We start from the raw sequence: 12053 nt of genomic DNA on the forward strand, positions 1-12053 counted from the left end.
AGAGGTGCAATCAATCAGCGCCTCTGCCGTTTTTATGTGCTGCTGTCAAGGATGGAATCCTTGTAATACTCATCTGTAATATCTAAAAAATGTTTCATGGCTGTGGAGATATGGCTCTTGTCATAATAGGCGATCACAACCTTCCACTCATAGTCTACATCTGGTTCCAGATAGTAGCAGTCCAGGTAATCAAAAGAACCGAATATTTCCAGATAATGTTCAGGAATGAAGGTATAGCCGATATTGTTGGAAACCATACGCTTGATGGTTTCCTGGTTGCGGCTGGTCATGACTATGCGGGGAGAAATTTTTGCTTTTTTAAAAATAGTTTCGTTGATGGTCCGGATCCGCTGACCCTGATGTCCGATGATGAACGGGGCGTTGTTCAGTTGTGTGATATCGACATAAGGAAAGCGGTCTTTCTTGTCCTTCCAGTAGCAGTAATCTTTTATCCCACTTGTTTTAGCAGCAAGAAAAACCATTCTGCTCTTTAGGAACATATGGTATGGAAACTCGTTGAATTTAAAGGGGAGGGGCATGACGCTGATATCGATGGCCCCTTCCATGAGGAGCTGTTCCAGCTCAGTAGAAGAGGATTCCACCAGTTGTATGTCAATACGGGGAAAACGTTTCCTGTACAAGGGGATGATGTAGGTCGCCACCAGTGTGCCCAACAGGTAAGGGACTCCAACTACCAGTTTCCCGCCGGTCACATTGGACAGACAGGAAAAATTGGTGTCCAATTCCCGGGTGATATCGATAATACGGTTTCCTGCATTGATAAAAAATTCTCCTTCCGGGGTCAGCTTTAGCCGGCCCTTCACACGTGTAAACAATGTTACGCCCAGTTCGGCTTCTACCTTTTTGAGGGTCTGGCTCAGGGAGGGCTGGGCGATGTAAAGTTTTTGGGAGGCTTTGGTCACACTTCCTTCATTTGCGATCGCCAGGATATATTCAATATCACGTATATTTAAATTCATGTAGATTTCCTCTTAGCCGGTTCGGCAGCTCCAACAGTTCCAATCATATTACGCAACAGGATAAGTGTAAAATATTGAACGAGAAATGTCAAGTTTTGATAATTGAGTCAGCATATAATATAGATATATCAGAAATTGCCGAAATATTCCAATAGGAATTTTGAATAAAATGTATATTATCTGTGTATTAGCTTTCGCCCTTTTATGCATTTATAATAAAACTACAAAATAACTGATGAGGAGAGAAAAATGAAGACGGTTTCTGAAAAAATAGCGGAGTTTGCGCTGAGGCAGAAAATGGATCAGATTCCTCCCGATGTGATCGGATACGGAAAACTTTTGCTGATGGACACCTTCGGGGTGGCCATGGCAAATATGGAGCAGGAACATGCTCAGGCAATCCGCAGGGTTGTGATGGGGATGGAGGAAAAACCGGTATCCACCTTGTGGGGGACCGGGGACCGGGTTCAGGTTTCTGATGCCGCTTTATACAATGGGGGCTTGATCCACGGCTCAGATTATGATGACACTCATGTGGCGGGGATTGTCCATCCCAGCGCGTCGGTGTTAAGTACGGCCGTGGCTGTGGGGGAATCCGTAGGAGCTTCCGGCAGAGAGATCTATGAGGCTGTGATTGTTGGCTGGGAGATCATCGTAAGGCTGGCGCTGGCGGCAAGAGGAAAGTTCCATGATACAGGGTATCACGGCACGGCAGTCGTGGCTCCGTTTGCCGCGGCCTGCGTAGCGGGAAAGCTTTGGAAGGTGACAGAGGATGTCCTGGTGAATGCGTTGGGAATATGCGGAAGCCAGGCGGCTGGGATCCAGGAATTTCTGCGGGATGGAAGCTGGGTGAAAAAACTGCATCCTGGTTGGGGCGCCCACAGCGCGGTCTATGCGGTCCGTCTTGCGCAGGCTGGTTTTACAGGACCCAGAAAGGTATTTGAAGGGGAATTTGGAGTCTGGAAGACTCATTTGGGCACAACGGAAGGTCTCGATGAGTTTGATGACTTGGGCAGGGTCTGGCATACACCGGAGATCACCTTTAAAATGTATCCTGTCTGCCATATGACCCATTCCTTTATCGACTGTATGTTCCGGGCTAAAAATGAGTTTCAGGTATGTACAGAGGATATTGATCGGATCGAGTGCCGGATCGAGGAACGTTGTTACCATATCGTATGTGAACCGGAAGCGGCAAAAAAGAATCCGGAGACCGATTATATGATGCGGTTCAGCCTGCCCTACGTGGTGGCGGTCAGTATATTAAAGGGAAAGGTAAGTCCATGGGAGATCGACATGCGGCTGGCGCAGGATCCGAAAGTGCGGGAGCTGATGTCAAAAGTGGTCTGCATCGCAGATGACAGCAAAAGCAATCCGGGATATTTTCCTGGATGGATCAAGCTGTTTTTAAAGGATGGGACGGAACAGGTATACGACCAGAGGTGGGAGATCGGGACTCCGGAAAATCCGGCGGACATGGATGCGGTCATGGAAAAGTTCCGAAATAATCTGGAGCATTTTTATACGGATGAGCAGATCGGGCAGATTGCGGATACCATTCAGCGGATTGACAGGCTAAATCAGATCGGGGAGCTTTTAAAATGCCTTCAGGTGACAAAAAACCGGAACGATGCAGAGAATGAAAAACAGGAGGAAGAGATCAATGGGAGAAACACTGGTAGAAAAGATTTTAAGTGAGAAGATGGGAAGAACGGTCCGCGCAGGGGAAACCGTCGTGGTGGACGTGGATTTTGCGGCGCTTCATGACGGCTCAGGCCCTTTGCTTGTGAGACTGATGAAAGAGCGTGGATATGAGGGAGCACCGGTGTTTGATCCGGAACGGGTTTTGTTTGCCAATGAATTCGGGCCAGTCCCCACCCGGGAGATCGCCAATGAACATGCTCTTACCCGGGAATATGCATGCAGCCATAGCTGCCACTGGGAAGAAGGCGGCACCGGGCATGTACATGCTCATGTGTATGAGGAATATTTAAAATGCGGCTCCATCTGTATTGTGGGAGATTCCCACACCACGGTCCACGGGGCGTTCGGAAGCTTTGCCACCGGCTGCGGTTCTACCGATATGGTGGCGGTGGTCCGCTACGGAAAAACCTGGATCAAGGTCCCGGAGACCTTCCGCATCAATGTAAATGGGGAGCTTCCCAAAGGGGTATACTCCAAGGACATCATGCTGAAGCTGGCAAGTATCATTAAATCGGACCAGGCGATCTACAGGTCCCTTGAATTCCGCGGGGATACGATCCATTCACTGAGCATGGACGCGCGTTTGACCATTACCAGCATGGGTGTGGATGTGGGAGCGAAAAACGCGATCATGGAGACCGATGAGAAAACCAGGGCGTTTCTCGCACAATTTGGCAGGGAAGACGATTACAGGGAAATCAGGGGGGATGAGGAAGCGTCCTATGAGCGCGTGATCGACATTGACGCCGCGTCCTTAGAACCGCTGGTATCCAGACCTCATTATGTAGAAAATGTGGATCTCGCACGCAACTGTTCTGATCAGAAGGTCAATATGGTATTTATCGGAAGCTGCACCAACGGGAGGACAGAGGACCTTCATATTGCGGCGGAGATATTGAAAGGGAAGAAGATTGCAAAGGGGCTGCGGCTCCTGGTGATCCCCAATTCTACCCATGTGTATAAAGAGTGCATGAAGGATGGCACACTGCTTGCCCTCGCGGAGGCGGGAGCCGTTGTGGAGGCCCCCAACTGCGGACCATGTATGGGCGTCCATCAGGGGATACCGGGTGATAATGAGGTGGTCGTGGCTACCCAGAACCGGAACTTTAAAGGAAGAATGGGCAACCCCACGGCAAGCATCTATCTTTCCAGCCCTGCGACGGCTGCGGCGACGGCACTCAGAGGCTATATCACGGACCCAAGGGAGGTCATGTAAAGAAACAGAGGAGGAGAACAAAATGATAAGACAAAGCATTAAAGGAAGGGCATGGAAGTTTGGCAGTAATGTGAGCACAGATTCTATCGCTCCGGGGCGATTGATCTCACTGAGGGCGAATCCAAAGGAATATGCCAGGCATGTGCTGGAGGATGCCAGACCGGAATTTGCGGGAAATGTGAAACAGGATGATTTTATTGTGGCCGACCGCAATTTTGGCTGCGGCTCCAGCAGGGAGATCGCGCCTTTGATCATCAAGGAGGCCGGAGTGGGTGCAGTGCTCTCAAAAACCTTCGGAAGGATTTTTTACAGAAACGCGATCAATAACGGGATGCTGCTTATCGAGTGTGACACGGACCGGATCGAGGAGGGGGACGAACTGCTCATAGACATAGAAAACCGGGTGATCCGGAAAGAAAATGACTCTTCTTTTGAGATGGAGTTTCAATTATCGGACAAAGAGATTAAGATTGTCAGTGAGGGCGGACTCCTGAATTATATCGAAAAATATAATTCACTGGATATCTGATTCGGCGGCAGTGAGACGCCGGTACTATGCAGCAAGATAATAATAGGAGGAGATCAATGAAGGAGTTAAGGCAGCTTGCACAGTTTGCGTCCGGGTTTCGTCTGGAACAGGCTCCGGAGCACGTCCTCAAGGCGGCAAGATCCTGCGTGCTGGACAGTATCGGGGCGGCCCTGGGAGCGGTAGGCTGTGATGAGATCCCCCGGGTGTGCCGGGAAATCAAAATGTGGGCAAAGAGCAGTTCCGGTCTGCAGGCCCAGGTATGGGGGCAGGGATTTGAACTGGACGTATTTCAGGCTTTGCTGCTCAACGGTATGATGGGACATGCACTGGAACTGGACGATGTACATACCGGTTCAAAATCCCATATTGGAGCGGTGGTGGTCACCACGGCATGGACACTGGCGGACGGGCAGGGTGGAAATGGAAAAGATTTCCTGGAAGCAGTGATCGTCGGATATGAGATAATGGCAAGAGTTGGTATGGCGATGGATGTAGTCAGCAACCGCAAGCGGGGATGGCATACCACTGGTGTGATCGGGACCTTTGGCGCGGCTGCCGCTGCCGGACATCTCCTGGGGCTTGACGAGGAGGAGATGGTATCCGCATTTGGGATGGCGGGAACCCAGTCTTCCGGACTTTGGGCATTTCTGGCGGAAGGGGCGACCTGCAAGAAGCTGCATCCGGCCAGGGCCGCAGTGAACGGGCTGACAGCTGCGATCCTTGCAAAGGCGGGGATGACAGGGCCGGAACATATCCTGGATGCACAGGACGGCGGACTTTACCGGGCGGTGTCAGATTCCTGGGATTTAAGCGTGCTGGCGGACGGGCTGGGAAGGAGATTTGAGATACTGAGGATTGACAAAAAGCCGTATCCCTGCTGCCGTACCACCCATCATGCCATCGACGCTGCTCTTGCCTTGAGAAAAGAGCTGGGTCAGAAGGGGCGGGAGAAGATTGTTGATATCCGGATCGACACCTATGAAGTCGGAGTCCTGCAATGTGGTTTTACACGATACCCGGAAAGCCCTGTGGAAGCGAAATTCAGCATACCCTACACAGTGGCCGCTGCACTTGTGGCAGGAAAAGTAACACAGGCGGAATTTACGGAGGAAGTGGTGAAGAATGCCAGAATAGAAGCTCTGGCAAAAAAAGTATCTGTCGTCAGCGACCCCATGTTCAGCGGGCGTTATCCGAATCGCTGGGGATGCCGCATGACGATCCGGCTGGCTGATGGAAGGACCCTGGTAAAACAGATTGATGATATTTCCGGCAGTGTCCTCTGCCCGCTCACACAGGAGCAGGAGATCATGAAATTCAGGGACCTGGCGGGGGTGGCAATGCCTGATTGTGAGGCAGAGCGTCTGATCCAGGCTATTGGAAGGATCGAAGAGGCTTTCCGGCTTCCTAAAATCTGGTTCTGCAGCTGCAGAGAAGAATGACACAAGATGTTTCTAAAAAAGGAGGATTGGCTGGTGGTTTACAATTTTGATGAAGTAATCGGGCGAAAAGGAACGCAGAGTTCCAAATGGGATAATGTGGGGGCGCGCGTAGGCAATCCGGACGCGCTGCCCATGTGGGTTGCAGATACAGATTTCAGGTGCCCGGACCCGGTTGTGGAGAGTACTGTGGAGCGTGCGCGCCATCCCATCTATGGGTACAGCTTTGTGGTACCGGAATTCTATGATGCGACGATCCGGTGGATCAGGAAACAGCATGGCTGGGAACTGAAAAAGGATTGGCTGGTATTTGCCACGGGGATCGTCCCGGTTATGAATACCATGATCCAGGAATACACAGAGGAGGGGGATGAGATCATCGTCCAGCAGCCGGTATATCACCCGTTTGGATTTGCCATCCATGACAATAACCGGGTGCTCAGCAACAATCAGCTGATTTACCGGGATGGGAGATATACCATCGATTTTGAAGACCTGGAACAGAGGGCGGAAAGCCCCAGGGCGAAGCTCATGATCATCTGCAATCCTCATAATCCGGTAGGAAGAGTATGGCAGGAGGACGAACTGAGAAGGATGGGAGATATCTGTATCAGGAACCATGTGATCATGGTGATCGATGAGATCCACTCAGATCTGATCTTCCAGGGGAATCATCATATCCCACTGGCATCTCTGGATGAGGCTTACGCAAGAAACAGCGTTACCTGCTATGCGCCTTCCAAGACATTTAACTGTGCCGGGTTAAGGGGGTCAGGGCTGGTGGTTCCTGATCCGGAAATGAAAGACAGGCTGGAGCAGCGGTTTAAGAAAAACAGGAGTATCCAACAGAGTATATTTGCATTGCCGGCATACATCGCAGCTTACACACAGTGCGATGATTATTTGGAACAGCTGGTACCTTATTTGGAAGGGAATGTGGCATATTTAGATGAGTTCCTCAAAACGTATATGCCAAAGATAAAACTGGTAAGACCGGAAGGGACTTTCTTGATGTGGCTGGATTGCACCGAACTTCATAAGACTCCGGATGAGCTGGCGGATTTCTTTGTCAACCAGTGTCTGGTCGCGATCAGCCGGGGTGACGGATTCGGGCCTTCCGGCGGACAGTTTGTCAGGATGAATGTAGGGTGCCCAAGGTCCACCATAGAGACGGCTTTAAACAGGATCAAAAAACAATATGAATGTCTATAAGGGAGGAAAAAAACATGAAAAAACAATTACGGAAAGCAGTTGGGGCAGCAGTGGCGGTGGCGATGATAATGTCCATGACGGCGTGTTCTGGAAAAGCTGAGCAGGGAGCAGCAGGGGCGCAGACAGAGGCCTCGGGGAAAGAAGCCGGAGCGGCAGAGAAAGGCTCTGGGACAGCGCAGGCGGAGCTGTCCTTCCCGGAAAAGGATATCACGATCATCGTACCCTTTGACGCAGGCGGCGGAAATGATATTGTGGCCCGTCTGATCGCCAAGGTCGCCATGGACGGAGGGTATTTTGGCGGGAAGAACGTGATTATTGAAAACCAGCCGGGAGGCGGAGGGGCGATCGGACAGGCATACGTCGCAAACACGGCAGAGCCGGACGGATATACGCTTTTGACCTTTACCGCATCCGGCGTTACAAACCCGATTCTTAAGGATGTACCGTTTTCAGTTGATGACTTCAAGACGATCGTCTGCTGTAATGCGGATCCTGCGATATTGATCGCCAGGGCTGATGCGCCGTTTGATGATGTGAAAGGGCTATTAGAGTACGCAAAGACCAATAAACTGATCATCAATGATTCCGGGTTTGGGACATCCAGCCATATCCGTACTCTGGACTGGACAGGCAAGCTTGAGAAGGCTGCCGGAGTGACCATAGAGTACCAGAGCATTCATGCAGATTCCGGCAATATGCAGATCTCAGAGCTGATGGGAGGCCATGCGGATGTGACCTGCCTTACGGCAGGGGAGTGTTCTGAGGCTATTTTAGAGGGAAATGTAAAAGCCATCGCGATCATGACAGAAGAAAGGTTCGAGGGCCTGCCGGACGTTCCCACCTTCAAGGAACTGGGTTATGAAGGCTTTATTGACGGTGCAGACCGTGCGATCTCCTGCTCCTCTAAGGTGCCGGACGACGTCTATCAATACCTGGTTGGGGAATTCACCAGACTGTGCAGCAGTGAAGAGTTCATAAAGGCCATGACGGATGCGAACCTGGTCCCTGCATGCAGGTCGGCGGAGGAATATCAGAAATTTATTGATTTTAAGACGGAACTGGTCACCAGTTTAAAAGACTATCTGCTGGCCGGTGAGGAATAAGAGATACGGAGGGGCTTATGAATAAGAACAAACTGATCGCCTTGTCGTCCCCGCTTGTTTTTCTGGTATTCGGGATATGGATCCGGGTTTCGACCATGTCTATGACAAAACGGGATTCCGTTTTTCCAAATCTTGTGGCTTACATGGTGATCGTGGTCAGTATCATCGACCTGATCTTTGTGTACCGCAAAACGGAGCACAAGAACCGGTTTCAGGGTGTGAACACCCTGAAACTGTTTCAGAGCCTGGCAGCTATGTTTCTGTATGTGATCCTTTTAAAGAAAATAGGGTTTATCATCGATACCCTTCTCTTATCGGCGTTCACCATGTGGACTTTGGACTACAGGAACTATAAGCTGCTCCCTCTGATATCGGTACTGATAACCGCAGTGGTGTTTTTTATCTTCTATTATCTTTTGAAGGTGCCGCTGCCCACGATTTGGCTGTAGGGAGGCGGTTGAGCATATGATTGAAAATATTATTATGGGCTTTGGACAGTTTGCGGATCCTCTGGTATTACTGACGCTGTTCTGCGGCGTGGCACTGGGGCTTACGGTAGGCGCTCTGCCGGGACTTAACGACAGTATTACGATCGCGGTTTTAATCCCGGTGACCTTTGGCATGAAGCCAACCATTGCCATGGCACTTTTGGTGGGGATCTATGTGGCGTCCGCCTGCGGCGGTTCCATCCCGGCGGTCCTGCTGGAGATACCTGGTACGGCGTCTGCCGTGGTAACTTCCTATGACGGGTTTCCGCTCCGGCAAAAAGGGCATGGCCTGCAGGCCCTGAGTGTATGTATGACAAGCTCGGTATTCGGTGGGATCACAAGCGCTCTGGTGCTGATGTTCCTGTCGCCGGTCCTGGCAACCTTTGCTTTGAAATTCGGTCCGCCGGAGTACTGTATGCTGGGGATGCTTGGTATTGCAACAGTCATTGGAATGGCGGGTAAGGATTGCTGGAAACATTATCTTTCCATGGGATTCGGGTTATGGCTGTCCTGCATCGGGGTCAGCGCATCTACAGGCATGTCGAGGTTTACCTTTGGCAGCATGAGCCTGATGGACGGAATTCCCCTGGTCCCGCGTATGATTGGCCTGTTTGGGATTCTCTCTGTCTTAAAAATTGCAGAGAAGGTCGGGCAGAAGGACGGCTGGGATGCCAGTATGGTAAAAAAGGCGGAGATGGATGTGCATAAGAATGCAAAAGACAGGGTGGCTTTTCCCTCTCTTTCCATGTGCAAACGTCTGCTTCCCACCTGGCTGAGGGCATCGGCGATCGGCAATTTCCTGGGCTGTATGCCGGGCGCAGGCATGACCATGGCGATCTTTACGGCTTATGATGTAGAGAAACGGATGCATCCGGAAAAGGAATTCGGGACAGGGGTGTGGGAAGGGGTTGCCGCCCCGGAGGCAGCCAATAACGCGGTTGTTGCCAGCTCCATGGTGCCGCTTCTGTCGCTGGGTATTCCCGGAAACTCGACAGCGGCCCTGTTTATCGGCGCTCTGACCATCCATGGGATGGTTGCGGGACCGACACTGTTTACCAAAAGCCCACAGATGGCGTATCTGATCATTGTCGGATTCCTTTTAGGAAATATCATCATGCTGCCGCTGGCGCTTTTATACTGCAAGTATCTTGCGGCCCAGATCCTAAAGATCAACCCGAAGATCCTGTCAGCGGCGATCCTGGCTCTGTGCGTTACGGGTTCCTTTGCTTATAAGAACAATATTTTCCACATTGGCGTTGCGATCGCCTTCGGTATCGTGGGATATATCTTTTATAAATTCAGTATCCCGACAGCACCGTTTATCCTGGCGAGCATCCTCGGCGGTATGATCGAGTCCAATTACATCAACAGCCTGGCATATACAGGATCGCCTCTGATATTTTTACAGCGCCCGATCAGCCTGGTCCTGGTGATCATTTCGGTTTTGTTTATCGTATGGCCGTGGCTGGGGCAATGGTTGAAGAACCTGATCGGAAAAAGTAAAGCTGCGTCATAGTAGAGCGATACTCGGGCTTTTTGCCATGTACAGGTAAAAAACGCTTGCAATTAACATAATCCTGTGGTAGAATACATATGATAACATGATAGAATGACTAATAAAGAGTGGGCATACGTCCACTCTTACTTTTATGCATCCGGGAGTTTTTGGCAGCATATGGCATTGAGAATGAAAAGAGGTGATTGGATGACAAGGAGAGAAGAATATGAATCAAAGACAGAGCAGTTTCTGCTTCCGATTCTGGCGGAGCATCAGTTTGAGCTGGTGGACGTGGAATATGTGAAGGAAGCCGGGAACTGGTATCTGCGGTCTTATATTGATAAGGAGGGCGGCATCACTGTGGATGACTGCGAGGTCATCAGCAGGATCTTGAGCGACTGGCTTGACAAGACGGATTTTATCCAGGACAGCTACATCATGGAGGTCAGTTCCCCGGGACTGGGACGGCCGCTTAAGAAAGATAAGGACTTTGAGCGCAGTTTGGGCGATGAGGTTGAGATCCGGCTTTACAAGCCCCGCAACAAGCAGAAGGAGTTTACCGGAATGCTCAAGGCTTATGACAAAGAGACTGTGACGATCGTGCTTGAGGATGGGAGCGAGGAAGTGTTTGCCCGTACGGAGCTGGCGCTCATCCGGCTGGCGTTTGATTTTTAACGCGCTCTTTTACAATATGGAAATGATTTTAGGAGGATAAAACCATGAATAAAGAATTGATCGAGGCACTGGACCTGCTGGAGAAGGAAAAGAATATCAGCAAGGCAACCCTGCTGGAGGCGATTGAGAACTCTCTGCTGACCGCATGTAAAAACCATTTTGGAAAGGCAGACAATGTAAAGGTAGTGATCAATCCGGACACCGGCGATTTTTCCGTCTATGCGGAGAAAGAGGTTGTGGAAGAGGTCGAGGACCCGATTACCCAGGTGAGCCTGGCGGAAGCAAAGATGAAGGATCCCAAGTATGACCTGGGGGATACAGTGCAGTTCCCGATCGAGTCCAAATCCTTTGGACGTATCGCGACCCAGAATGCAAAGAACGTTATCCTTCAGAAGATCCGTGAGGAAGAGCGCAACATGCAGTTTAACGAGTGGTACCGGAAGGAAAAGGATGTGGTCACCGGTATCGTGCAGCGCTACCTGGGCAGGAATGTCAGCATCAACTTAGGTAAGGTGGACGCCATTTTAAATGAGGCGGAGCAGGTGAAGGGCGAGGTGTTTAAGGCTACCGAGCGTATCAAGGTGTACGTGCTGGAGGTGAAGGATACCCCGAAGGGACCGCGTATTTCCGTATCCAGGACACACCCGGACCTGGTGAAACGCCTGTTTGAGGAGGAAGTCACGGAGGTCAAGGACGGCACCGTTGAGATCAAGGCGATCGCAAGGGAAGCCGGTTCCAGAACCAAGATCGCGGTATGGTCCAACGAACCCAACGTAGATCCGGTAGGCGCCTGCGTAGGTATGAACGGCGCCCGTGTCAATTCCATTGTAAATGAGCTGCGCGGAGAGAAGATCGACATTATCACCTGGGATGAGAACCCGGCATTCCTGATCGAAAATGCGTTAAGTCCGGCAAAGGTCATCTGTGTTGTGGCAGACGAGGAAGCAAGGGAGGCGCAGGTCATTGTGCCGGATTACCAGCTGTCCCTCGCCATCGGCAAGGAAGGACAGAATGCAAGGCTGGCAGCAAGGCTGACCGGATATAAGATTGATATCAAGAGCGAGACCCAGGCAAGAGAGCTGGGGCTGTTTGAAGAGATGGGGATCGATTATCAGGAGGAAGGGGTGTATGACAACCTGGAAACAGATTTTGAGATTTCCGCTACCGAGGATTATTCGGCCGATTTTTCAGAGTAAGCAATAACAGGCAGTC

The 12053-nt window shown here is 50.8% G+C and carries 11 protein-coding genes; 10 read left to right on the plus strand and 1 reads right to left on the minus strand.

Going from position 1 to position 12053, the window contains the following annotated elements:
• Positions 1 to 32 precede the first annotated feature (32 nt).
• Entirely contained in the window at positions 33 to 980 is a 948-nt protein-coding gene (locus AB1I67_RS10110) for a LysR family transcriptional regulator (RefSeq protein ID WP_367029745.1), read from the minus strand.
• A gap of 249 nt (positions 981 to 1229) precedes the next feature.
• Here AB1I67_RS10110 and AB1I67_RS10115 point away from each other — a divergent pair, with 249 nt between their 5' ends.
• From AB1I67_RS10115 to nusA, 10 genes are all read left to right on the plus strand, one after another.
• Positions 1230 to 2678, plus strand: coding sequence for an MmgE/PrpD family protein (locus AB1I67_RS10115; RefSeq protein ID WP_367029746.1), 1449 nt, complete (start codon positions 1230 to 1232; stop codon positions 2676 to 2678).
• Positions 2644 to 3900 carry an aconitase/3-isopropylmalate dehydratase large subunit family protein gene (locus AB1I67_RS10120; RefSeq protein ID WP_367029747.1) on the plus strand — a complete coding sequence of 419 codons (1257 nt, stop codon included), beginning with the start codon at positions 2644 to 2646 and terminating at the stop codon, positions 3898 to 3900. The genes AB1I67_RS10115 and AB1I67_RS10120 overlap by 35 nt, the downstream gene beginning before the upstream one ends.
• 22 nt (positions 3901 to 3922) lie before the next feature.
• Positions 3923 to 4429 carry a 3-isopropylmalate dehydratase gene (locus AB1I67_RS10125; RefSeq protein WP_367029748.1) on the plus strand — a complete coding sequence of 169 codons (507 nt, stop codon included), beginning with the start codon at positions 3923 to 3925 and terminating at the stop codon, positions 4427 to 4429.
• 56 nt (positions 4430 to 4485) lie between these two features.
• Entirely contained in the window at positions 4486 to 5868 is a 1383-nt protein-coding gene (locus AB1I67_RS10130) for an MmgE/PrpD family protein (protein ID WP_367029749.1), read from the plus strand.
• Between the two features lie 33 nt (positions 5869 to 5901).
• Complete coding sequence (locus AB1I67_RS10135) at positions 5902 to 7077, plus strand: MalY/PatB family protein (RefSeq protein WP_367029750.1); 1176 nt, start codon at positions 5902 to 5904, stop codon at positions 7075 to 7077.
• Between the two features lie 14 nt (positions 7078 to 7091).
• The gene (locus tag AB1I67_RS10140) at positions 7092 to 8180 is read left to right on the plus strand and encodes a tripartite tricarboxylate transporter substrate binding protein (protein ID WP_367029751.1); all 1089 of its coding nucleotides are present in this window, start codon (positions 7092 to 7094) and stop codon (positions 8178 to 8180) included.
• Positions 8181 to 8197: 17 nt separating this feature from the next.
• Entirely contained in the window at positions 8198 to 8629 is a 432-nt protein-coding gene (locus AB1I67_RS10145) for a tripartite tricarboxylate transporter TctB family protein (RefSeq protein ID WP_367029752.1), read from the plus strand.
• Between the two features lie 16 nt (positions 8630 to 8645).
• Entirely contained in the window at positions 8646 to 10184 is a 1539-nt protein-coding gene (locus AB1I67_RS10150; RefSeq protein WP_367029753.1) for a tripartite tricarboxylate transporter permease, read from the plus strand.
• A gap of 189 nt (positions 10185 to 10373) precedes the next feature.
• Positions 10374 to 10841, plus strand: coding sequence for a ribosome maturation factor RimP (rimP, locus tag AB1I67_RS10155; RefSeq protein WP_367029754.1), 468 nt, complete (start codon positions 10374 to 10376; stop codon positions 10839 to 10841).
• Between the two features lie 44 nt (positions 10842 to 10885).
• Entirely contained in the window at positions 10886 to 12037 is a 1152-nt protein-coding gene (gene nusA, locus AB1I67_RS10160) for a transcription termination factor NusA (RefSeq protein WP_367029755.1), read from the plus strand.
• Positions 12038 to 12053 lie beyond the last annotated feature (16 nt).

Source organism: Clostridium sp. AN503 (assembly GCF_040719375.1).
GTDB lineage: Bacteria > Bacillota > Clostridia > Lachnospirales > Lachnospiraceae > Brotaphodocola.